We start from the raw sequence: 23,601 nt of genomic DNA, 5'->3' as shown, positions 1-23,601 counted from the left end.
GCGTGATGTAGTTAAATGTCATCGGGGGCGTGGTCAGGTTTTCTGTGATGATCGGTTTGGTTCTCTGGAGTGACGCCGTTTCACGAAAAGCGGTTTTCTGGTGCGAGGACCAGCGCGACCTCGTGTTCTATCAAGGCGACAGCACCTTCGTGGACGGCGCCGCCTTCATGGAGGCGGGGGACATGGTGCTCTTCAGCATCGACGCCGCCGGCAGGTCGCGTCGGGCGCGCGACGTGACGGTGCTTGAACGTCAGGCCTGCACGGAATTGCCGTCGCTGCTTCGTGACAGCCCGCAACGCACCGCGCCCCCCCGCGAGGAAGAGAGAAAGATCCTCTCGTTCCGCCGCGGCGCAAGGCCGGCGATCGCCGAAGAAGGCCTCGGGTTCAGACGCAAGGTCTGAACCGGGTCAGGCCGGGCAGGAGGGTGGCCGCCTTTGGCGTCAGTCGCCGCGCGACAGGGCCGCAACGCCGGTGCGGGCGACCTCGATCAGACCCAGCGGGCGCATGAGATCGGCGAATGCGTCGATCTTTTCCGGCGCGCCGGTGATCTCGAAGATGAAGCTTTCGAGGGTGCTGTCCACGACGTTCGCGCGGAAGATGTCCGCAAGCCGCAGGGCCTCGACCCGGTGATCGCCCTTGCCGGCGACCTTGAACATGGCCAGTTCACGCTCGACGCTCTTGCCTTCGACAGTCAGGTCATGGACGTCGTGTACCGGTACGATCCGGCCCAGCTGTGCCTTGATCTGCTCGATCACCTGCGGCGTGCCCGAGGTCACGATGGTGATCCGGCTGAGGTGTCCGGTATGGTCGACTTCGGCGACCGTCAGGCTGTCGATGTTGTAGCCGCGGCCGGAAAACAGGCCGATGACGCGGGCCAGAACACCCGGTTCGTTCTCCACCAGCACGGCCAGCGTATGGCGTTCGACCACGTCCGAGAAGTTGGGGCGTAGGTTGTAGGCGGAGTGGCTCGTCGCGCCCTTCTTGATCTTGAGTGCAGACATGGGTTCAATTCCTTTGCGCTGTCGTCCGGGTGCCGAAGCATGCGAATGCCCCGGCACGATCTCTTCGAATGTATCGGATCACACCAGGACCGACCCCTTGGCGTCGATGACGCCCTGCGTTTCGTGGTCGCCGGGCAGCAGCATTTCGTTGTGCGCCTTGCCGCTCGGGATCATCGGGAAACAGTTCTCGTGCTTTTCGACGAGGCAGTCGAAGATCACCGGCCCGTCGTGGTCGAGCATCTCCATGATCGCGTCGTCCAGATCGGCGGGATCCTTGCACAGGATGCCCTTCGCGCCAAAAGCTTCGGCCAGCTTGACGAAATCGGGCAGGGCCTCGGACCAGCTTTGCGAATAGCGCTCGCCGTGCAGAAGCTCCTGCCACTGGCGCACCATGCCCAGCCGTTCGTTGTTGAGAATGAACTGCTTGACCGGCAGGTTGTACTGCACCGCCGTTCCCATTTCCTGCATGTTCATCAGCCACGATGCCTCGCCCGCGACGTTGATGACGAGGCTGTCGGGATGCGCCATCTGCACCCCGATGGAGGCCGGGAAGCCATAGCCCATGGTACCGAGACCACCTGAGGTCATCCAGCGGTTCGGCGCTTCGAAGCCCAGGTACTGGGCTGCCCACATCTGGTGCTGGCCGACCTCGGTACAGATGTAGCGGTCGCGATCCTTTGTCAGCGCCTCGAGCCGCTCCAGCGCGTACTGGGGCTTGATCATCTTGCCGGACTGCTTGAACTTCAGGCACTCCACGCTGCGCCATTCCTCGATTTGCTTCCACCATTTCGCCAAACCCTCGGCGTTGGTCTTGCGGCCGCGCGATTTCCAGATCTTCAGCAGGTCCTCCAGCACATGCCCCACGTCGCCCATGATGGGGATGTCCACGCGGATCACCTTGTTGATGGACGACGGGTCGATGTCGATATGCGCCTTCTTCGACTTGGGGCTGAAGTCGGGGATCGTGCCGGTGATCCTGTCGTCGAAGCGGGCGCCGATGTTGATCATCAGGTCGCAGCCGTGCATCGCCATGTTCGCCTCGTACAGCCCGTGCATGCCCAGCATGCCCAGCCAGTTGTCGCCCGACGCCGGGTAGGCGCCCAGACCCATCAGGGTGGAGGTGATTGGAAACCCGGTCCCGTCGACGAGTTCGCGCAGCAGCTGGCTGGCCGCGGGGCCCGAGTTGATGACGCCGCCGCCGGTATAGAAGACGGGGCGTTTCGCCTTTTCGATGGCCGCCACCAGTTCGGTGATCGCCTCGAGGTCGCCCTTGACCTGCGGTTGGTAATGCGAGGTGGACGGCTTGCGCGGCGTGTAGGTTCCGGTCGCGAACTGCACGTCCTTGGGGATGTCCACCAGCACCGGTCCCGGACGGCCCGACGTGGCCACGTGAAACGCCTCGTGAAGCACGCCAGACAGGCTGTCGGTGTCCTTGACCAGCCAGTTATGCTTGGTGCAGGGGCGGGTGATGCCGACCGTATCCGCTTCCTGGAAGGCGTCCGATCCGATCATGAAGGTCGGCACCTGTCCGGTCAGGACCACCAGCGGGATGGAATCCAGCAGCGCGTCGGTGATCCCGGTGACCGCGTTGGTCGCGCCGGGGCCTGAGGTCACGAGCACGACGCCCGGTTTGCCGGTGGACCGTGCGTATCCTTCGGCGGCGTGCACCGCGCCCTGTTCATGGCGCACGAGGATGTGCCGGATCGAATTCTGCTGGAAAATCTCGTCGTAGATCGGCAGGACCGCGCCGCCGGGATAGCCAAATACGGTATCCACACCCTGATCTATCAGGGCTTGAACGATCATCTTCGCTCCGGTCATCTGGCGTGTCATCTGCTTGTCTCCGTTTCAGCAGGGTCAATGTGCGCATAAAAAAACCCCCGATCTGGCGGGGGCGCATGGGTCAGATTATGGTCTACCGTTACCGGCCCATGCGCGTGTGTCCTACAATAACGACTAGCGTGGTCATGCCAGGAGGCTCCTTTAAGCGTGCGTGGACATTAGGTTCCTCTGATCGGAGCGTCAACCGCCAAATATCTTCTAAAATGTCGCGGCAGGTCAATTTTGCGACATATCGTTTCGCCCGCGCGGCGCGCTTGGTAATTTTTCTCTTCGGACTGCTGCCGATACATGATCGTTCGCGCGACTCCTCCCGCGCTGCACGGCGGGCGCATGTCGTCGCGAAAACGGGCAGTAACATTTGGCTAAAATTGGTGTAACAATTCGTAAGAATTGCGCTGCAAGCAACTGATTCGGCGCGACAATTGCCGAATTTGCCTTTTCGGGGCCGGAAACCCGCGATCCCGAAGGATGACGAGGGCAAAGAGGCGCGAATTTTCAACCATAGAGAGAAAATTTCCGACCTGGGTCATGCTTGGCGGAAGAAGTTGTTTCAATACGCCGCCGTGACGCTAGAGTGCTGGCACCAGAAACGATCCGCAGCCACCAAGGCAAAGCGGACATTCCAACCGGGAGGATACTACCTATGGACCGTCGTTCATTTCTGAAGACGTCTGCACTTGGCGGCACCGCCGCCGCGGCGACCACACTGGCCGCACCCGCCTATGCACAGGGCAAACGGACACTGACCATGGTCACCACCTGGCCGCGCGGCCTTGCCGGCGTCTGGGATTCGGTCGAGCGCGTCGTGCAGAACGTCTCCGACATCACCGACGGCCAGATCACCATCGATCCGAAGGGCGCGGGCGAGCTTGTCGGCGCGTTCGAGGTGTTCGATGCGGTGACCTCCGGCCAGGCAGACATGTATCACGGCGCCGACTACTATTTCACCGGTCAGCACCCGGCTTTCGCCTACTTCACCGCCGTGCCGATGGGCATGACCGCGCCGGAAATCATGACATGGTATTACGGTCAGGACGGCAAGGCGCTGCATCATGAACTTGGCGAAGTCTTCGGCATCCGGTCGTTCATCGCGGGTCAGACAGGCGCGCAGGGTGGCGGCTGGTTCCGCAAGGAAATGAAGACGGCTGCCGATTTCAACGGTCTCAAGTTCCGCATGCCCGGTCTGGGTGGCCAGGCGCTGTCCAAGCTGGGCGCGTCGGTTCAGGTTCTGCCGGGCGGTGAAATCTATCAGGCCCTGTCCACCGGTGCGCTGGACGGGACCGAGTGGATCGGCCCCTGGTCGGACGAGAAGCTGGGCCTTCAGGAGGTCTGCGACTACTACTACCCCGCCGGTTTCCACGAGCCCGGTGCGGCGCTGTCGGTCGCGACCAACCTCGATGTGTTCGAAGGTCTGACGCCCTCGCAGCAACGGGCCATCGAAGTGGCCTGCGCCGACGCGCACCAGCACAACTACTCGGTCTTCATCGCCAACAACGGCCCGGCGCTGGAGCGTTTGAAATCCGGCGGCACGCAGGTTCTCGAATTCTCCGACGAGATCTGGGATGCCTTCGGCCAGGCCTCTGTCGAGGTCCTGCAGGAGTTCACAAGCGACGATCTCTTCAAGAAGATCCACGACTCCGCCCAGAAGTCGATGCGCGAATCCGGCCAGTGGCTGTCGGTCTCCGACGGCAAGTACTCGGCAGAGCGGAACCGCGTTCTGGCGGCGCTGCAGTAATCCAGGGCAGCCCCCGTTCCGGGGGCTGCTCGATGCTTCGGCTTGGCACGGGCTGCGGTTCCCCTCGCGGGTTCCGCAGCCCTGTTGGCGCATTGAATCTGGTCGCGAAATCTAGAGGGGTCCGTCGAGATGCTTGAAGGCATATGGTGGTTCTTTTCCAACATCGGCATGGCGTTCTACAACTTCGGCTACGCCGTGACCCATCCGGGCCTCTGGCTGGACTGGAGCAACAAGGAAGCCGTCATGCGCTTCGTCTACTACGGCGCATCGGTCGAACTGTTCTTCGTCATCTTCAACGCGCTGGTCATCCTGACGGTGATCTGCATGTTGCGGCCGAACCTGATGTGGGGAGTGGTGCGCGGGCTGGAATGGTTTTCCAACACGCTGGGCCGCTTCTTTGCCTGGGCGGGTCTGCTGATGGTGGTGCAACAGATCATCATCGTCTTCATGCAGCGCATCTTCGCGCGGCCCGACATCGTGTTCGGCTTTGGCGTGCCGTTGCAGTTCGACATCTCGTGGTATGCGGAAGAGCTCAAGCTCTACAACGCGCTCATCATCGTGTTCTGCGTGGCCTACACTTTCGTTCAGGGCGGGCACGTGCGGGTGGACCTGATCTATGCCGGGGCGAAGTTCCGCACCAAGAAGATCCTCGACATGTTCGGGGCGCTGTTCTTCATGATCCCATTCGCCGTGCTGACGTGGCTCTACGGCTGGTACTTCATGTGGCGGCACCTGATCGTGCCGAACCCTTCGGCCTCCGACACGCTGGACCGGCTGCTGGCCAAGTCCCGCGCGCTGCGCTGGAACGTGGAGACCACCGGCTTCAGCCCCAGCGGCTTCAACGGCTACTTTCTGTTCAAGGTGCTGTTGTGCCTGTTCTGCGTGATGGTCTTCCTGCAGGCGATCACGGTGCTGTACCGGTCCTGGCGCGAGTTCCGCGAAGGCCCGGAAAGCGAGGGCCGCTATCTCGACCGCGACACGCTCGGCGAAGGTGAAGAAGCCTTCGAAGGCACCCATTAACTTCAGCTAGTAATCAGGGGACATCCCATGCTGTTTGGTCTGGACGGGGTCGAAGTTGGCCTGCTCATCGTCTTCATCTGCCTGTTCGGCGGCATCCTGTCGGGTTTTCCGGTGGCTTTCGCCATCGGCGGCGCCGGGATCATCTCCTTCGGCATCATCGCCGCGATGGATTCCGCGGGCCTCCTGATCCACCAGGCCATCGACACATCCTCCGACGCCTACAGGGAACTGATCAATTCCGGCGTCAAGACGGATGCCATCTCCATCTTCCGATACCCCGAACTGCCACGTGTCGCGCAATCCGTGTTTCCCCAGGGCTGGGAGGTCGCGCTCGACCGCAATGTCAGCTTCATCGTCAACCGCATGAACGAACGTGTCCTCGCGGGGCAGAGCATCGAGACATTGCTGGCGGTGCTGATGTTCGTCCTGATGGGCATCACGCTGGAGCGCTCGAAGATCGCGAACGACCTTCTGACCACGATGGCGCGCGTCTTTGGCCCGCTGCCGGGCGGTCTGGCCGTCTCCATCGTCGTCGTCGGTGCGTTTCTTGCCGCCTCGACCGGCATCGTGGGCGCCACCGTGGTCACCATGGGCCTGCTGGCCCTGCCGACTATGCTGCGCAGCGGCTACTCGCCCGAGCTCGCGACCGGGGTCATCGCGGCCTCGGGGACGCTGGGCCAGATCATTCCGCCCTCGATCGTGATCGTTCTGCTGGGGACGCTGGCGGGGGATCTCTATTCCGCCGCGCAGGAGGCGCGGGCGACGTCCGCGGGCTGCACGGACGCATTGACGCTCCTCGGCCGACCTGCCGTCGTGTCGGTGGGCACGCTGTTTCAGGCGGCGCTCCTGCCCGGCATCCTGCTGGCGCTGCTCTATGCGCTCTATGCCTTCTGCTATGCGCTGCTTAATCCCAGCAAGGCGCCGGCGGTCGAACTGGGCACCACCAACAGCGAGCCGATCACCCGGCGCGAGGTCTTTACATGGTTCGTCGGTGCCCCGGTCCTGTTGATCGTCGGCACCATCCTGCTGGGCAACCTCGGTGTCGTGGGCAGCCAGTCCACCGTGGTCTCCGCCTTCTCCGAAAGCGGCGAGACGGCGAGCCTGCGCACCAATGTCGGCGAAGACTGCAAGGCCGCGATGATCGAACTGCACGGCCAGGAAGAGTGGGACCGCGCCGTGGAGGAACAGGCGGCAATCGACGCGGCTGGCGGGGTCCAGACCAGCGAACGGCTGACCGACGAGCAACTGGCCGAGAACCGCGCGGCCAAGATCGCGGCCGCAGCGCCCATCGGCACCGGTGTGGCGATCATGGTCGTGCTGCTGGGGCTGTTCCTGACGACCGCGCGGGGCGTGTCGCCTACCTCCGATGGCAGGCCACTGGTCATCGGGGCGATCGGGCTGGTGCTGATGGTGCTGGTGGACATCCTGCTGATCGGTCCGGTCACTTCGCCGGGCGTGATGGTGGTGCTGATGGCGCTCCCCTTCATCCTCGCGATGTACGGCGTGGTGCACGCCACCCGTGCCTGTGCGCGCAACGAACTGATCCGCGTGGTCTTTCCCCCGCTCATGCTGATCGTCGCGGTGCTGGGGTCGATCCTTGGCGGCATCACCAATCCGACGCCCGCCGCGGCGCTGGGGGCCGGCGGCGCGATCATGCTGGCGGCCTACCGCAAGCTGAAGGACGAGGACCGCAGCCCGAAGATCATCATCTGGTCGACGCTGGCGATCATCGTCTGCATCCTCGTCGGCGTGAACTTCGACCTGCGGATCAACCAGGACGGAGTCAGCTTTGAAAGCTGGGTCGCCTTCTTCGTGGCTTACGGCGCCTACATCTACGCCGTGTTCGGGCTGCTGTTCGCCTGCTGGGTGCTCTATACGTCCGGGGTGCTGACCCCGGTGGTGCGGGAAACCGCCAAGGTGACCTCGATGGTCTTCACCATCCTGATCGGTTCGCAACTTCTGAACCTCGTGGTCATCAGCTTCGGCGGGGAGCATTACATCCAGCAGTTCCTGCGCTCCTTCGACAATGAACTCACCGTGTTCCTGCTGGTGATGCTAGTGCTCTTCGTGCTGGGCTTCGTGCTGGACTTCCTCGAAATCATCTACATCGTCGTGCCGATCGTGGGGCCGGTGATCTACGGGGGGACGTTTGACCCGAAATGGGTGACGATCATGATCGCGGTCAATCTGCAGACGTCGTTCCTGACGCCGCCCTTCGGGTTCGCGCTGTTCTACCTGCGCGGTGTGGCCCCGGCGAGCGTGACGACGCAGCACATCTATCGCGGGATCGTGCCCTTCGTGCTGATCCAGGTGGCGGGGTTGGCGATCCTGTGGTTCTTCCCCGCGATCGTGACCATCGTACCTGACCTCATGCCGAACTGACCCGCGCTGCTGCGATCAGGTCAGGGAGGACGGGGCGCCCCGCAGGCGCCCCCGGTCCGACCGAAAGGGCGGCCTGCGGGCGTGCATCGTCACGACGCCCCCGAGGGTGTATCTGGCGATAAGTTGAGTTTTGTGCAGGTCAGCGGCGGTAGCGCGCCATGTCCGGCAGGGCGATGTTGGCGACCTGTTCGGCGATCGGATCGTTGCTGAGCGGATGCTGCTCGGGCTCGAAGCTGTCAGGGTCGCGCAGTTTCTGCCACTGGCCGCCGAGATAGATCTCGAGCCCCGAGAACCTTGCCTTGTAGCCCATCTTGGGGCTGCCCGGCACCCAGTAGCCGAGATAGACGTAAGGCAGCCCGGCGGCGCGGGCGATCTCGATGTGATCGAGGATGATGTAATTGCCGAGGCCCGCGCGCGGATCGTCGGGCGCGTAAAAGGAATAGACCATGCTGACACCGTCGGCGAGCACGTCGGTCAGGCAGACGCCGGTCAGCGTGTCCGTCTCGGGGTCTATGTATTCGATGACCCGGCTGCGGATCGGCGTTTCCTCGATCATCGCGGCGAATTCGAAGATGTCCATGTCCGCCATCCCACCGTCGGCGTGCCGGCTGTCGAGGTAGCGGCGGAAGAGGGCGTATTGTTCCTCCGTCGCCCAGGGCGACGTCGCACGGCGCACAAGGTGATCGTTGCGCTTGAGGGTGCGCTTCTGACCCTTGGAAGGCTTGAAGGCCGACACGTCGATCCGCGCGGACAGGCAGGACGCGCAATCGGCACAGGAGGGTCGATAGAGCACGTTCTGCGACCTGCGAAACCCCTGGGCCGACAGGCTGTCGTTGAGCTCTGTCGCGGCATCGCCCTGGAGCGCGGTGAAAAGTTTCCGCTCCATCCTGTCTTCCAGATAGGGACAGGGTTGCGGCGCGGTCACGTAGAACTGCGGGGTGAGCGGTAGGCTATGGCGCATGTCGTTCCTTTGGTTGATGAAAAGATAACCCCTGTCAGACCATGCGCCAAGGGGCCAATTCATAAAATGGTAACGTCTCGCCCGACGTCATTTTCGCCGGTTCAGCGGCACCGTGCCGAGCAGCATGTCAGTCAGACCCTGACGGCGGGGGGACAGGATCATGAAGACCACCGACACCAGTTGCAGGGGCGCCACCGTGACGCTGACGGAGTAGCCGAGCGTGTGCAGGAACGCCATGCCGCCATCAAGCGCACGGTCCCGGCTGTCACGCAGTTCCATCCCCACAAGGCGCATGCCCCAGGTGGCCGACCCGCTTGCCAGGGTCGCGAGCCGGTAGAGAAATCCGATCACGAGGATGAGCGCGGGAAAGAAGAACACGCCGGTAAAGGCCGTGAAGGGCAGGATCAGCAGGCACATCGCGACGATCAGCAGACCGTCCACCGCCCAGGCGAAGAAGCGCTTTGCGAGGATGCCCTCGTAGAATTCCGGCTGTGTCGTCGGATCGGGAGTCATGGGGAACCTGTAAGGCAGAGCGCCCCGGCGCGGCGCCGGGGCGGAAGGAAATGAAGCGGCCCGCAAGCGGGCCGCCCGGTGATCAGGCTTCGGCCGGGCCGTCGTTGCGGCGGGCGCGATCGTTCATGAACTGGTCAAACTCGGCCTTGTCCTTGGCTTCGCGCAGACGCTCGAGGAACGCTTCGAAATCGTTCTGCTCTTCCTCAAGGCGGCGCAGTGTATCGGCCTTGTAGGCGTCGAAGGCGGCGTTGCCCGTGTTGCGGTTGGACATCATTGTGCGTTTGCTGCGGCGGGCGCAGGAGGTGCCGGAAAACATGCGTTTGCTCCAGATCATGTACATCAGAAGGGCGAGGCCGACAGGCCAGAAGAAGATGAAGCCGAGCACCATGGCGGCGATCCAGGCGCCCTTGCCCCGGTCGTCCAGCCAGCCTTCGGTCTTGGTGAACCAGTTCTGGCGGGTGCCGTAGGTGGCGGTTTCAGTCATGGTCGTCATGTAACAAGCCTTTCCAGGTGGGAGGCCCGATTGCGGCCCCGGTTTCAAAAGGTCTTATGTGAATGCCTTTTACATCCACCAAGATGGGCATTGTGGCGGCCGGCGCAAGGGGTGATGTGAACATCTTTTACATTTTTTCGGAAATCTGTGAGAAATCAGAAAGTTGCGCCCCGGAAACGAGCAGCATATCGGCAGGCGGGAGGCCAAAGACATGGTGTGGCGTGCCCGCTGCGGCCCAAACGATGGGGAAGTCCATCAGCCGCGGGTCGAACCACATGTGTAGCGCGACAGGGATTTCTGCAATGTTTGTCAGAGATATTTGCAGCAACTGATTTTGTAAAAATGGTTCAGTTCGCCGCGCCTTTGTTACCTGTCACCATGAGCTGGACAATAACCGGCCCTATTTAGGTCGAGGAAATCTTTGATGTTTTGCTGCGCGCTCGCAATCTGATTGGTGCAGAGACTGCCGGATCGCGTCTTAGCGGCGCATCGTGGAGCCCCATCAAGTGCAAGCCATTCCTCATATTCATCCAATGAGCAATTGAGATGGCGCACGGCAAACCCACGTCTGTCTTCGACGAGGCTAGCTGCCTCCGCAGCTGTTAAGCCTCTCAGAGTTTTGCTACCTCCGGGAACCTCAATTGTCCCCTCCAAAGGAAAACCTTTGCTGGCTACCAATTGCAGTGCTTCCAATAGCTTCATTGCGGGCGCTCCCCTAGCTGGACTTCGCTACTCGACCCTGTGCCTGTCGCACACAATGAGGATCGTGCACCGTCGCTCTATACAATACCATAGCTGAAGAAAGGTGAAGCCAGCACTCTCCTCGCACGAACATCCAAACCCAACGTCTTCCTCATCTACATTTCCAGACGGTATGGGTGTTGAAGCTCGAGATCAGCACCTCACCCCGCTTCCCACTCCCCTGATCCTGCTGCCCGATCGAGTACGTGGTCTCCACCGCCTCAATGCGGAACCGACCGAACACCTCCCGCACCTCCGGCACGTCGTTCAGTGACAACAAGAACCGCCCCTTGATCCCCGCGAGCAGCTCGGCCATCCGGCCGAAGTCGTCGGCCGAGAACATCGCCTTGCCATAATCGTTCTCGCACCCCCAATAGGGCGGATCGAGGTAGAACAGCGTACCCGAGCTGTCGTACCGGCGGATGAACTCGGCATAGTCCAGACATTCGATGACCACGCCCGACAGCCGGGAGTGCAGATCCTCGAGCATGGGTTCCAGCGTCGTCAGATTGAACCGCGCGGGGCGCTCCTTGGCCACACCGAAGGTGCGGCCAGAGACCTTGCCGCCGAAGGCCGTGCGCTGAAGGAAGATGAAGCGGGCGGCCCGCTCGAGGTCAGTAAGTGTCTCCGGCCGGGTGTCGACCAAGCGGTTGAACTCGACCCTCGTCGTCAGCTGGAACCGGAGGACCTCGAGGAACTGGGGATAGTGCCGCTGGAGGATCCGAAACAGGTTGGCGACGTCTCGGCCGTAGTCGTTGATCACTTCCGCCCGGGGGCGCATGGAGCGGCGCAGGAACACGCCTCCCATGCCCACGAAGGGCTCGGCGTAGGTTGTGTGGGGCGTGGCGTCCAAGATCGCCGTGATGCGCTTGGCGAGGTTGCGTTTTCCGCCCAACCAGGGCGCGACGGGAAGGGTCTTTTCAACGGGGGTTAAAACAGGGGTTTTCATGTGGTGCAGAATCGCCTCAAGAAGGCCTTTCCCTGATCAGGGAAGGGAGCGGCCACAAGGCTTAGGCTGGTCGGCGGGGTCAGGTGTGTGAGCTATGGCCCCGTGTCGTCGGGTGTTGGCGCACCCGGCGGCCTCCCGGTCAGGGGAGGCCGGATCTTCTGGACGTGTCAGCTGGCGATGGTCATGCCCGAGTGTTTTTCAAGGCAGTAGGCCCGCAGCGCCGCGTGGATCGCGTTTTCCGCTTCCGTGTCCACGCCGGGGAATACCCAGATTTCCTCGACATAGCCGTCAGCCGGTGTCGAGAAGCTGGCCCCGGCGTCCGTGCGGATGGAACCGATCCGGAACCGCTGACCGCCCAGCACGGCCCCACAATTGGGCGTGCCGGACAAGGTCTGCTTGACACCGTTGATGTAGATGCCTGCCGCCGCGAGGCCGGTGAACTCGACCACCAGCAGCATCAGGGCGTCAGGGATCACGTCGTCGACCGTCTGCGCCAACGCCGCCGGGTTGCGGCGGCTGTAGGCCGAGACTGCTTCGGTTCCGCCCGAGAAGCCCACCGCCATCTGGTTCGTGCCTGAACCCAGATCGTCGGCAGACAGGATGAATCCGCCGGACGCGGGCGGCTGCTGCATCAGGAACGCGACGGTCATCTGCGCGGACTGATCCACGGCGACGGACGGCAGCACGGCGTTGGCCGAGGACAGCAGCGTGCCCATCGCGTTCGCGGCGGCGACCGGATCGTCCTGTCCCAAGGTCACCATGCCATCGGACCCTGTGCCGCGCCGCATGCGGTTCGCGTTGGTCGTGTCCTCGGGATGGCGCAGCAGGTACTGCGGCTCGCCGTCGAGGCCGGGCAGCCAGCCCACCACGTCCTGCACGAAGCCGTCGCCGCCAAGCCGCGCGGCACGGGCCGAGAACCAGCTCTTGTTCTTCGCGCGCCAGGCAGGCTGGTAGAGCAGATCGAGCAGGCCGCGCTCCGCTGCGGTGTTCAGGGTCGGCGCGCCGGCGGGCGCGGACACGAGGGCGTTCTTGACGGTCTGTTGAAGGATGCGCTTCACGGTCATTGCAATGGTCCTTTAGGCTGGTACGGCTTGGCCGGGGTTGGTGGTGTATCTCAGGACGGTGTCGGCCACCGCGGCGGCGGCGTCTTCCTCGTCCACAAGGCAGGTGATCAGTTCGTTCCAGGTCGTGCTGCCGGGCGTGCCCACGGCGACCTCGCCACCGGTCTGGCCGATGTATGTCCTCGACCTTCCTCGGTCGTAGGCAACCAGGAACTTGCCCCGGTACCGACCCAAAGTATCCCGCAGGAACACAACGGACGGATAAGTGCTCAGGGGCCGGTCGCGTTCTTCCAGCAGCACCGGCGGCAGCCAGTGGCTGTCCTGGCCCGCGCTGCCCTTGTAGCTGACCATGACGGACATCCGCAGGCGCGCGCCGTTGTTGTTGAAAGCCCAGACCAGCCGACCGGACGGGCTGCGGCACAGCACGGTTTTTGAGCGGGTGCTTTCCAGTTCGCGTTCGACATAGGCGTCTTCTTCCTCGGTCCAGGACAGTCCGCCGTCGTAGGATCGCCGCTCCATCGCCTTGGCGTCCGCGCGGAACACCATCATCAGTTCGTCGCCGCCGACCGGCACCGCCGTGGGTTCGGGAAAGTCTTCTTCTGCGCTGTCGAGCATCGCCGGGACTTCGCTGATCACCTCGGAATAGGCGCGCAGGCCGGTCACCGTGCCCTGGGTGCGGGTCTCGTGGATGCGCAGGCGGCAGTAGCGAGGGATCTTGTCCTTGTCGCGCGGGAAGGTCGTGGCGGGGAACCCGGACATGAAGTACCGATGCTCTGTGCCCATCACATGGCCCTGGAACACGAAGCCATAGCCAAAGAAGGTCTGCGGCCCGAATACAAAGGTGCTGTCGACCTCGCCGTCGAGGTCGGCAGCCTCACCGGTGTCCGGGTTCTGGATCACCCAGGCGCGACTGACCTGCAGCTTGCCGCTTATCTTAAGGGCCATGGCAAACACTAGGTAGCCTTGGTGCGTGTAGAAGAACTGCCCGTCCTGCACCAGCGCGTCGTCGTCGGCTGCGTAGTGGATGATGGCCACGGGCTGCCAGGTCACATCGTCGGTGCTGCCATCGGTCTCGGGCGGCGCGATGCCGCCGTCCGCGAAGTCCTCGGTGTATTCCAACAGCATGAACATGTCGTAGCCGGTGTGCTCCGGGTCCGTGCCCAGCGGGCCGTTGTTGCCGTAGTAGGCCCGCCAGACGCGACCGCTGCGGTGACACTGGGTGATGATCGGGTCCATGCGGTTCACCATCGGCAGATAGCTGGCGATGGTCGCGGCATCGGTGATCAGGGTCAGTTCCGGGCTGTTGTCCGGGTCTTCCGCCGGCACCCCGTTCGCGTCGATGTCGGCCCGCCAGGCCGCGGCCTCGTCCGCCACGCCGATCGAGGCATAGGCGCGCATCCGGTCCGACAGGTCAGGCACCGGCTGGTCGGTCGGCTGCGGATCGAGGCCCAGTGTCTCGCCCGACAGCACCCGGCCCGCGCGATCGACCTTGACCGCGTCGAAGCCGGAAAGGTCCGGATCGAAGGTCAGCACCCAGCGCGTGTCGGGGTCGAGCAAGGCGGTGCTGCCCGAAATGATCCGGCCCTGCGCATCGGTGCGGACTTCGTCATACCCCGCCAGATCGGGATCGAAGGTCAGGGTCCAGCGGCCCGTGGCCAGCTTTACGCTCTCGAGATCGCGATCGGTGCGGGCGATCTGCGACACTGCGGAAAGCCGGATCGCCTTGCCATCTGGCGTGGCCTCGACCTCGTCGCCGTCTTCAAGATCGCTGTCGGTCCCGAAATAGAGTGTCTGGCGCTGCACCGGCACGGCACCGTCCTTGACCGCGTCGAGGGCGGTCTGCTGCGGGCCGCTGACCGGCTTGTCGGCGTCTGGCGTGTTGTCAACGTTACCCAGCCCGACATCGGACTTCACGGGAACGATGGCGCCGGTCCGCCCGTTCCAGGACAGCACCTGGTCGGTGTAATCCTCCTTGAACCAGTTCGCCGCGAAGGTGCCGGTGCTGGCGTCATCCGTGATGGCGACGATGCGGTCGCCGATGCCGAACTCGACCCCGTCCACGGTACCGGCGACCGAGACGATCCAGACGTTGCCGCGCTGAGCGGCGCCCGCCCCGGGGAAACTGCCGGCCGAAGCGTCCCAGACGTCCTGTAACACGATGGCAGCGTCGAGTGCGTTGACCTTGGTGGTCAGGTCATCGACCGCAGTTTGCGGCGCCTTGGTGGCCAACACGGTCTGGATCCCGTCGACCTCCGTCTGCGAGGCCTTGGCATCGACCTCCTCCTGGGCCGCCTTGCCGTCCAGCTCCGCCTGGAGCCCCGTCACATCGGCGACAGCATGCTCATGGATGACGTTCGCTTTGCCTGCAAGGCCGGTATCGCCGACCCGTTTCCAGCGCGACCAGGCGCTTTCCCAGCGATAGGTCCCGGCATTGGGCACGCTAGGGCCATCGTACCCGGTGGCCGTGGCCTGAAGGTGGGTGCCGGTATCGGTGTCGGGGACCGAAGAGCCGACATTCTCCGCGGCCGGAGCAATCGTCTGGAGGTCAGTCCATGAGGCTGCAGGACTGAGGCCGGCCAGCACCCGGTCCTCGAGCAAGTTGATGGCGTCAGCCACCGGACCGACGCCCAGCAGCTGCTGGGCCAGGCTGTTCACCGGGACCCGGACGGATGATCCGTCCTTGTTGCCGATCAGCTCGTCCGCAAGGGATGCGGGGGTGAGGGTGACGGTCTTCAATCCGTTTTCTGCCATGTGGGGCTCCTAGTAGATCGTCGTGGTGAAGGGGCCGGACACTGGCCCGGCAATGTTCTCGTCGTTCAGCGGCTCGACGTAGTAATCCCAGGCACCGGCCACGACGCAGCTCGGCGTCTCGGCGAAGAGCCGGACGAACTCGATGCTGCCCTCGAAGGTGGTCTGGGCAAGGAACTTGAACTCGGTGTTGCCGCTCAGTGCGGTCAGGCGGTCGAGGAAGAGGCCGTTGGCCGTCACCGTTTCGCCGCTGACATTGGTGCCGCCGATCAGGCGGGGCTTCACGGTGCCCGCGACATAGCCGGAGACCTCGAAGGCCACGCGGTAGGTCGTGCCTGCCGAGAGCGGGACGGACTGCGACAGGTTCCCCGCGGAACCGGGCGAGAAGGTCGCCTTGCCGCCCGCGATGGTCCAGCCGCTGTCCAGGCTCCAGGCGTCCGCGCTGTTGAAGTCGGCCGAGCCGAGAAGGTTCACCCGCGTGCCGTCGCCGTCGACATAGCTGAGCGTAGAGCCGGCGGAGACCGCCAGGCGGCTGCCGATGGCATGGGTCGCGCGGTCGAGCGGATTGCCTGCCGGCACCCGGTAGATCTGCAGCTGTGTCGGCGCGTCGGCTTCGGGGATCGCCACGATCAGGGCCGCGTGCCCGAGCGCGCCAGCCACGGAGATCACGTCACCGTCAAGTGCGGCCGGGATGGCCGGGTCATCCTCGCCGATCGTCAACGTGGCAACGGCCGTGTAGGCGCCGGGCGTCGTGCTTGCCAGGGCGCGGGCGCGGAACTCGATCTCGTCGCCGGCCTCGTAGACGTCGAGGCGCACGCCCCCGGCTGCGGCGGGAATGGTCTCGGTCGTCCAGACGCCCGAGCTGGTGAGCCGGTGATCGAGTTCGAAGGTGTCGACGAGCGCGGTCGACCCGGAGCCTGCCTGCAGCCCAACCTCGAAGCCGCCCGCGTCTCCGGTACCGACGACACCAGACGCAACAGAAACGAATACCGGCACGGCCGGGACGACGGCCGTCTGGTCAATGATCTCGCCGATCCGGCCATCCCATTCGGGCACGACCTCCGCATCCGTCAGCGTGTCGATCTCCGGCGCGGCCGCCACCATCATCACCCGCGCATTGAAGTCCTCGGCCCCTTCGATGCCGCGCACCCGCAGGGGCAGACTTTGCGTGGAGACGGGGCCGAGGTGCACGATCTCGCCCACGGTCGGCACGGCGGAGCGATCCAGCAGGCGGATCGCGCGTGTCGGCGCGTCGGTCGGGGCGATCTTGCTGATCACCGAGGTGCCGACCCCGTCTTCCGCATCCGCGAAGACCCGGAAGCGGATCCCGTAGGCGTCACCGGCCGCGATCTCCTCGTCGAGCTCGACCAGGGCACCGGTGACCGTCTTCACTCGCGCCGCGAGCTGGGTGCGGTCGAGCACGTCGAAGCTGCCCATCACCAGGTCACCGCGCGTCACCACCCGGGCGCGGCCCGACTGCATGGCCGAGAAGCTGTCAGGGCGATAGATCAGCTCGTACATGCGCCGGCGCGCCTCGATGTAGATCTCGACCGGGTCGGTCTTGCCGGGCATCTCCATGGTCTCGGTGAGGCGGATTTCACCGACATGACCGGGCCACGGGATGACCATTTCGGCTTCTTCGTAGTTGTTGGTCTCGTCCAGGAACCGAACGCGCACGCCGTCTGGCGGATTGAAGTAGGACCGGGACCATTCGAACTGATCGCTGTTGCGCGGATTGATATGATCGACCACCAGCGCTTGGGGCCTGTCGATCACGACGCCCCATTTGACCCCGTCGTGCCGCGGGCTCGCCCGGCCGGCCGCGCAGATCGCCAGCAGCATCTCGCCCAGCGTCTCCTGGCCGTCGTGCACGCGGTCGTATTTCAGGCCCTTCTCGACGCACCAGTCGTGCCAGTCGGCGATCTGGTCCCAGTCGATGGCGGAGGAAGCGGCCGGAAAGGGGTTCATCGGCCCTGTCAGGGCAGCCACGTAGGCGCTCGCCGGCGTGCGGCCGTAGCCAGTGACCCATGCGCCTTCCTCGTGGATCAGCGCCTCGCGTTCGATGAGGGCATTGAAGGCGTTTAAAGGCCCGTTCAACTGGTATGTCGCACGGACGCGGATCGCCACCAGGGCAAGCGGCTTGTCGAAGTTGATCGGGTATTCCGGACGGATCGACTGGATCCCCGAGAGCACGACCTTGTCCGAGGCCTGCGTGCTGGTGCTGTCGTCGGTCATACGGGTGACCTCGATCTGCCAGCGACCCCGGGTGGGCAGCACCCACCGATGCTGACGCAGAAAGCCCTCCTGCTTCTTCGCCGTGATGGCGAGGGTCACGACGTCCTGCCAGACACCTTCGCCGTTCAGCCGGGCCCGGATGCGCACGCTCACGCTGCGCGGTGCGACGCGGCCCTTGTCGTCGATTGCAAAAAGGCCGGTGGGATAGGCGAGGATCACGGAGGCCTCTGTCGAATTGGACGCCGTGAAGCGGGTGACAGGTGTTTCCACGCCGACCGAGCCGGGAATGATCTCGCCGGTCAGGTCGCGTGGCTTCGGCCGGACCAGCTGGACGCCGGCGTTCTCCTCGAGCACCTGCTCGGGATAGAGGCCGATCGGCAGATCATCCTCCCGACCTTCGCGGATCTCGACGTCGACGTCTTCGTAATCGCTGATCGGGGTGTCGCCGATCCGGAGGTCGGAGATCCGCAGCGGACCGTAGCCGAGACAGAAAAGGGCGCGGACGTATTGCTGATCGCCGACGACTTCGGTCCACGAGGAGGCGGCGAAGGGCGGCGCGTAGCGGTGCTTGCCGAACAGGTAGGGTACGGGCGCGCCGGGGCGTGCCTCGTTGCGCCAGCCGTCGATGTTGTAGACGTTCCGCCGTTCCTCGCTTTCCGGCTGGGTCGGCGGGATCAGCGCGTTGACCAGCAGCTGGCCGACGATTGTGAGCCCCGACCGAAGCAGCGACACCCCGATCTCGCCCGTGATGCCCAAGGTAGGCGCAAGGTACGGCGCTAATGCAAAGGCCGCGATCGACACGACGGCCAGGAGCACCGAGCGCAGCGCGTCCTTGCCGGGGATGGTCCGGATCACCACCCGGGCATGCGGTGCAGGACGCAGGCTGGACCAATAGGCCGGATCGACCACGGCAGCGCCCTTGTCCGTGACCAGCAGGACCCGCAGGCCCTTGCGCGGCTCCCGGAACCCCGGCAGGGCCAGAGCGACGATCTCGGCGACCGTTAGCCCATGCGGGGCCTCGATCTCCTTGCGGCCCATGCCGGGGTCCAGGAGTGGTGCGCAGAGCACGTTGTTGGAGGAGCCGCTCATCGCCGGTCCCCCCGCAAGGCTTCATGCGCGAAGGCCACGACAAACCGATGGCCCCAGCGGCCCTGGTCGAACCGCTCATGCTTGGACTGATCGTCGGTGGACATGTGCAGCATCAGGCCGGGAGCGATATAGATGCCCACGTGGCTGTCGTGGCGGCCGTGGCGGAAAAGCAGGAGATCGAAGGGCTGCGGCGTGAGCGTTTTGCGCCAGACCGAGCCACGCGTCTCCGATCCGATCAGGGAGGCGACCTCGGCTTGTTCTTCTGCGCTGACGTAGCCTTCGGAATAAGCCGGCAAGCGGATCGCCAGCTCTTCAGCGTAGACCAGGCGCGCGAGGCCCCAGCAATCGCAGCCCGACCGGTCGCGGCCCATGTCGGCATAGGGAATGCCGAGATATGCGTTCGACCAGCTCATGCTCTGGCCTCCGAAGGACAAACCCATGATGCTGACGCCGGATCAGAACGATTCGGATGAGTTAGGGAGACGAGTTGATGGCAGACAATCACCCCCCGGTGTTCAATGGACAGGTCGGCGTGATCATGAACAAGGACGCCTCGCAGACCGTCCTCAAGTTGGGGTCGGAAAACGGTGCGATTGAGATTGGAATGCCTCCCGACCTGATCGCGGTTCTGATCGACAAGCTCGAAAAGGTTGGGAACGCCGCGGAAGTACAGCGCAAAAAGACCGACCCCTTCGGAGGCATTGACGGCGAGACAGTCGTCCGATCCGCGAAAATCGTCATCCAGTGTTCTGTTGGAGTGGCGGAGGGCCTGGAGGATGTGGCGGTCACGTTTCATGTAGCAGGACCTCCAACCACATATCTTCTTCAGCCGCCTCAAGCTGAGGACCTCGCGCAGCGCCTACTGGACGCACTTCGGGGACAGGGGCCTCGGCCCCCAACCGCGAACTAGTGTAGACGCATCGAAACTTCGCGCGGACGTACGGCGTTTCATCCAGGGGGACCTCGAACCAGCTCATCGGAACAGCCCCGGAAAACGTTCCTTGGTGAAGCGGTCCATCGGCACGCTCTCGTCCTCGATCGGTGCGCGGCTGATCTCCAGGGTGATCTGGCCCGCGTTGCCGTCGGCCGAGATCATCGCCATGTCCCGAAACTCGACCTCGACGAGGTCCGGCGTGCTGGCCATCACCACCGCCATGTGCACGGTGGGGCGGTCAACGAACGAGCGCAGCAGCTTTGCGATGTCGCTGTCCACGTTCTCGACGATGATGTTGGCCGACGCTGGCGCATCTTCCAGATCGCCCGGAATGTCGGAGGCGGCCAGGATGAACAGGAACGGCTCGTTGGCCGGATCGCTGCCCATCCAGGCACTGCGTGTGCCGTAGGCCAGCGGGTCGATCGACAGCCGCTCGGTCGGATCGGTGGAGAGCCGCACCGGCGCGTCGAGATCCGGATGCTCGATCATGATCAGCGCGATCTCCAGATCATCCGAATAGGGCGCGTCATGTGTCTGGCGCGCGTTCAGCGAGACCCGCCTCATGGCATCACCGCGACGTTGAAGGTGATCTCGAACCGGCCACCTACGATCCGCTCCGAGGGAACCGGCTCGCCAAAGACGCAAAGCCAGCTGGCCGAGACCAGGATCGGCGCCCCGGTTTCCGTCAGGAGGGGCAGACCACCCTCTGTCAGCAGGGGGCGTCCATCCGTGGCCGGGTCGGGCATCTTGAAGGGCAGGGTGCCCTGGCGGGTGTCGAGGTCGTAGAACTGGTCGAACAGGGCCTTGCCGGTCCGTGTCACCTCTATCCCCAAAGTCACCAGCTCGGCATTGCTGGAATACCGGCGCCGGAAGCTGGGCGGCCCGTTGGCCGCGCGGCGCAGGCGGATATCCTGCCGTTGGGACAGGTAGGCTGCGCGCAGCGGGTCGGGCAGGGCGGCAGGCCACAGGGGCAAGGTCATCGCCGTGTCCCCCGTTGCCTGATGTTGTAGCCGTTCTGAAGGGCCTTGCGGGCGCCACCGCCCTTGGTGGAGATCGCCGCACCGACCTGGTCGGCCAGTACCAGCCGGTAGCTCCGGCCACCCTTGCCGTCGCTTTCCTCTTCCATCTGGCCTTCGACCGGTGTGGAGCTGCGGTTCTCGACCTTGATCTGGGGCGAGAAGACCACCGGCTGGCCGCCGCCGCTGTTCTGAGCGGCCATCGCCAGGGCATCGACCACGGTGGCGCCGTTGGCGATCTGCTCGGGGGTAAACACCCGCTGACCCAGCTTGGTGACCGTCAGGCGTTCGTCTGCTCGCAGCGGCGCGCTCCGGCCATAGCTCCGGCGCACGCCGCCGGTCCCGATCGTGCTGCCGGCATGGGACTGGGTCGCGGTCGCCCCTGCGCTCTTTCCGAAGATCCCGCCAATGAAATCCGACAGGAAGTCGAAGCCGCCTTCGAGCCCCGGCAGGATCGCCTGCTGGAAGATCAGCCGCTGCAGCTGCTCGAGGGTATAATCCACGAGGCTGCCCACCTCGAACTTGCCGGTGCGGCCCATTTCGACGAAGGCGTCTTCGAGCCCGCTCGACCATTTCTTCGCGATGTTCTCGCCGGCATCGGCGAAGGTGACCATGTCCTCGTTCATGTCGAGAAACGCGCGCTCCACACCGGAGGCCCAGTCGTCGCGGTTGTCGAGATCCTTGCGGTAGGCCTCGGCCAGGCGCTCGCCGAAGATGAACTCGACGTCCTCGGCGAAAGCCTCGTAACCGGCCCGGGCCGGATCGAGCGCGCCCAGGGCTTCTTCCCGCCATTCCTCCAACGCCGCGACGTCGCGAGCGTAGGAAGGGGCGAGCCGGTCCATCTCTCGGCGGATGCCTTCGATGACCCGCTCCTCATCGCTTCGGCCACGTCGACCACCTCGGCCGCCGCCTCTGCCTGAGCGCGCCGCGGCGGACTGCTGCTTGCGCCATTCCTGGAGCTGCTGATTGTAACGTGCGGCCTCGACGCGAGCGCCGACGAACTCCCGCTTCTCACGTTCCACCGCATTGCGGATCGTGCTGTCGGTGCCCGCTGGAAGAGAGGCGCGGGCATCGAACTCCGCGCCCGCCAAAGCCCCGGCGCGCCCGATCGGATCGTCTCGGAAGTCATAGTTGATCCGGGCGCGTTCGACATCGCCGACCCCCTGGTTTGCCAGGGCGATGGCATTGGAGACGGCACGGCCGAGTTCGTCAGCGATCCGGCTGGCCTGGTCGGCGGCAGCTGCCAGGTTGGAGGAGACGTCTATCGATCCGACATCCTGCAAGAGCGCCTCGATGTCCCGGATTTCGTCTTCTGTCATCTCGGAGGTGTGCAATGCCTGCCGCAATGCATCTTCGACCGCGACCACACCCTGCTCTACGCCCGGGAAAACATCGGACGTTCCCTCGAGTGCCAAACGCATCTGGGTAACTACCGTGAGCGCACCCTCGAAATTTTCTGCTGCAAGAGCGGCTTTGATAGCATTCCGAAAGATTGCGAGGTTCTGATACGTTGTCTCGTCAATCCCAAACTCTATCTCAAATGCCTCGCCAGATAGCTGCTGGCGGACAGTTTCCAAAACAGCAGTTGCGTTCTCCACGTCAATGTTGAGTGCAATGCTTTCCTCGGCCTCGCGCGCAATGCGCCGGAGCTCCGCGACATCTGCATTTCGCTGTGCAACCACATCGGTCATTTTACGGAACGCGCTGTCACTAAAGGTCGGATCTTCGAACACCGCATTCAGCCCGCCACGTGTGCGCGACATCGCTTCCTGCATCGCGAGACGGTTTTGGGCTTGCATGAGCGTCAGGACGCTTTGTGTGACCTCGCCATACTTGGCAACGATACCGTCGAGGTCGGAAACAGAGTTTGCCCGTAGGGTGGCCTGTGCATCACCAATTGCGCCGAGTGCATCCTCGATCATCTCGCCCGCGGTTTTCACCTTTTCGGCTGTATCTTTTGACTGGTAGCCCAATCCGAAGATGGCTGCCGACAAGGGCAGGATCGCAGCGGCTGCAACGCCTGCCATTGCCCCGATGGTTCCGAAGCCAGAAAGGATCTGCGGCGCTTGCTGTCCCAGCGAAACCAGGATCGGCACACCCATGCCCATCTGTGTGAACACGTCCTGCAGCTGGTAGCTGAAGTTCTGCATCCCACCCGCGCCGCCGGCGGTCTGGGTGCGCAGCCGCGCTGTTGCCGCCGCCTGCAGATCGGCCGCACCCGCCACCTGGCGATGCTGAGCCTGCAGCAGCTCGAGCGCACTGTCGTACTCGCGCGCGGTGATGATGCCGGACCGGAACGCGCGGGTCAGTGTCTCCTGGCCCGATTCCAGGCGCTGGGTCGCGGAGTAGACCGGATCGAGGCCCGCGCGCAGCTGATCGACGGCCGCGCGTTGCCGGTCGATCTCGCGATTGAAGACCTCGGCCGAGGCGCGGGCCGACTTCGTGGTTCGGCTCGTCTGGTCGACCTTCTGGTCTAGCCGGTCCAGTGCGGTCGCGCCAGCCTGGCTGGCCATGATCAGGCCGCGCGCATCACCTTGCAGGATCAGGGATGTCTCGAGAACGCTCATTGCCGGTCTCTCAGGAGACGGAGGCCCTCGGCCTGGAGGATGGAAAGGTCCAGCGCGTCGCGCGGCGTGAGCGTGATCCCGTGCATCCGGGCCGTGGCCTCGACGGCGGTCTGGTCGAACGACAGATGGGCCGCCCCGCCGAGCCCGGCGATGGTTCGCAGCTGGTCATGACTGTGGATGGCAAGCGATATTGCCGGCCGAAACGTGACCGGCAACTGCATTTCCTCCGAGCTCTGACCCATCTTGTCCATCAGCCGTTCCTTTGCCACGTCCAGGCTGACCCCATGGAACGCGGCATAATCCTTCGCCATCTC

At 64.1% G+C, this 23,601-nt stretch carries 20 protein-coding genes; 5 read left to right on the top strand and 15 right to left on the bottom strand.

The annotated features are described in order from the left end of the window. Positions 1-47: 47 nt before the first annotated feature. Entirely contained in the window at positions 48-401 is a 354-nt protein-coding gene (locus BOO69_RS09825) for a hypothetical protein (protein WP_071972008.1), read from the top strand. A 39-nt stretch (positions 402-440) separates the two neighbouring features. On the opposite strand, the gene ilvN is transcribed toward BOO69_RS09825, so the two are convergent. Continuing rightward, positions 441-1,001 carry an acetolactate synthase small subunit gene (gene ilvN, locus BOO69_RS09820; RefSeq protein ID WP_071972007.1) on the bottom strand — a complete coding sequence of 187 codons (561 nt, stop codon included), beginning with the start codon at positions 999-1,001 and terminating at the stop codon, positions 441-443. Positions 1,002-1,079: 78 nt separating this feature from the next. Beyond that, positions 1,080-2,834 carry an acetolactate synthase 3 large subunit gene (locus BOO69_RS09815; RefSeq protein WP_071972006.1) on the bottom strand — a complete coding sequence of 585 codons (1,755 nt, stop codon included), beginning with the start codon at positions 2,832-2,834 and terminating at the stop codon, positions 1,080-1,082. 652 nt (positions 2,835-3,486) lie between these two features. Here BOO69_RS09815 and BOO69_RS09810 point away from each other — a divergent pair. The 3 genes from BOO69_RS09810 to BOO69_RS09800 all read left to right on the top strand — a co-directional run bounded on the left by BOO69_RS09810 (position 3,487) and on the right by BOO69_RS09800 (position 7,980). Further along, positions 3,487-4,578: a TRAP transporter substrate-binding protein gene (locus tag BOO69_RS09810; RefSeq protein WP_071972005.1), complete on the top strand. Its 1,092-nt coding sequence runs from the start codon at positions 3,487-3,489 to the stop codon at positions 4,576-4,578. A gap of 129 nt (positions 4,579-4,707) precedes the next feature. Continuing rightward, on the top strand, positions 4,708-5,598 hold the full coding sequence (locus BOO69_RS09805; protein ID WP_071972004.1) for a TRAP transporter small permease subunit: 891 nt from the start codon (positions 4,708-4,710) through the stop codon (positions 5,596-5,598). 27 nt (positions 5,599-5,625) lie between these two features. After that, positions 5,626-7,980 (top strand): TRAP transporter large permease subunit, encoded by a 2,355-nt coding sequence (locus tag BOO69_RS09800; protein ID WP_071972003.1) that lies wholly within the window; start codon positions 5,626-5,628, stop codon positions 7,978-7,980. Positions 7,981-8,119: 139 nt separating this feature from the next. On the opposite strand, the gene BOO69_RS09795 is transcribed toward BOO69_RS09800, so the two are convergent. The 9 genes from BOO69_RS09795 to BOO69_RS09760 all read right to left on the bottom strand — a co-directional run bounded on the left by BOO69_RS09795 (position 8,120) and on the right by BOO69_RS09760 (position 19,183). Beyond that, entirely contained in the window at positions 8,120-8,941 is an 822-nt protein-coding gene (locus BOO69_RS09795) for an arginyltransferase (protein ID WP_071972002.1), read from the bottom strand. An 87-nt stretch (positions 8,942-9,028) separates the two neighbouring features. Next, complete coding sequence (locus BOO69_RS09790; protein ID WP_071972001.1) at positions 9,029-9,454, bottom strand: RDD family protein; 426 nt, start codon at positions 9,452-9,454, stop codon at positions 9,029-9,031. An 82-nt stretch (positions 9,455-9,536) separates the two neighbouring features. Continuing rightward, positions 9,537-9,947, bottom strand: coding sequence for a DUF2852 domain-containing protein (locus BOO69_RS09785; RefSeq protein ID WP_071972000.1), 411 nt, complete (start codon positions 9,945-9,947; stop codon positions 9,537-9,539). Between the two features lie 127 nt (positions 9,948-10,074). After that, positions 10,075-10,224, bottom strand: coding sequence for a YbaK/EbsC family protein (locus BOO69_RS23325; RefSeq protein ID WP_156874905.1), 150 nt, complete (start codon positions 10,222-10,224; stop codon positions 10,075-10,077). 576 nt (positions 10,225-10,800) lie between these two features. Next, on the bottom strand, positions 10,801-11,637 hold the full coding sequence (locus BOO69_RS09780) for a DNA adenine methylase (RefSeq protein ID WP_071971999.1): 837 nt from the start codon (positions 11,635-11,637) through the stop codon (positions 10,801-10,803). A 167-nt stretch (positions 11,638-11,804) separates the two neighbouring features. Next, on the bottom strand, positions 11,805-12,701 hold the full coding sequence (locus BOO69_RS09775; protein ID WP_071971998.1) for a hypothetical protein: 897 nt from the start codon (positions 12,699-12,701) through the stop codon (positions 11,805-11,807). A 12-nt stretch (positions 12,702-12,713) separates the two neighbouring features. After that, complete coding sequence (locus BOO69_RS09770) at positions 12,714-15,449, bottom strand: exo-alpha-sialidase (protein ID WP_071971997.1); 2,736 nt, start codon at positions 15,447-15,449, stop codon at positions 12,714-12,716. A 9-nt stretch (positions 15,450-15,458) separates the two neighbouring features. Next, positions 15,459-18,770, bottom strand: a complete 3,312-nt coding sequence (gpJ, locus tag BOO69_RS09765; RefSeq protein ID WP_083545496.1) for a TipJ family phage tail tip protein — start codon at positions 18,768-18,770, stop codon at positions 15,459-15,461. After that, entirely contained in the window at positions 18,767-19,183 is a 417-nt protein-coding gene (locus BOO69_RS09760) for a C40 family peptidase (RefSeq protein WP_071971996.1), read from the bottom strand. Before BOO69_RS09760 ends, gpJ begins: the two co-directional genes overlap by 4 nt. Positions 19,184-19,260: 77 nt before the next feature. Between BOO69_RS09760 and BOO69_RS09755 the strand changes: the two genes are divergently transcribed. Next, positions 19,261-19,680 carry a hypothetical protein gene (locus tag BOO69_RS09755; RefSeq protein ID WP_071971995.1) on the top strand — a complete coding sequence of 140 codons (420 nt, stop codon included), beginning with the start codon at positions 19,261-19,263 and terminating at the stop codon, positions 19,678-19,680. Positions 19,681-19,743: 63 nt separating this feature from the next. On the opposite strand, the gene BOO69_RS09750 is transcribed toward BOO69_RS09755, so the two are convergent. Genes BOO69_RS09750 through BOO69_RS09735 form a run of 4 tightly spaced genes read right to left on the bottom strand, consistent with a single transcriptional unit; the run spans position 19,744 to position 23,598 of the window. After that, on the bottom strand, positions 19,744-20,268 hold the full coding sequence (locus tag BOO69_RS09750; protein ID WP_071971994.1) for a hypothetical protein: 525 nt from the start codon (positions 20,266-20,268) through the stop codon (positions 19,744-19,746). Further along, positions 20,265-20,684, bottom strand: a complete 420-nt coding sequence (locus BOO69_RS09745; protein ID WP_071971993.1) for a hypothetical protein — start codon at positions 20,682-20,684, stop codon at positions 20,265-20,267. Before BOO69_RS09745 ends, BOO69_RS09750 begins: the two co-directional genes overlap by 4 nt. Then, on the bottom strand, positions 20,681-23,287 hold the full coding sequence (locus BOO69_RS09740) for a phage tail tape measure C-terminal domain-containing protein (RefSeq protein ID WP_071971992.1): 2,607 nt from the start codon (positions 23,285-23,287) through the stop codon (positions 20,681-20,683). The genes BOO69_RS09745 and BOO69_RS09740 overlap by 4 nt, the downstream gene beginning before the upstream one ends. Further along, positions 23,284-23,598: a hypothetical protein gene (locus BOO69_RS09735; protein ID WP_071971991.1), complete on the bottom strand. Its 315-nt coding sequence runs from the start codon at positions 23,596-23,598 to the stop codon at positions 23,284-23,286. Before BOO69_RS09735 ends, BOO69_RS09740 begins: the two co-directional genes overlap by 4 nt. Positions 23,599-23,601 lie beyond the last annotated feature (3 nt).

This window comes from Sulfitobacter alexandrii, assembly GCF_001886735.1.
Taxonomy (GTDB): Bacteria; Pseudomonadota; Alphaproteobacteria; order Rhodobacterales; family Rhodobacteraceae; genus Sulfitobacter; species Sulfitobacter alexandrii.
Note: the sequence above shows the minus strand (reverse complement) of the source record. Positions and strands in the feature narration are given on the sequence as shown.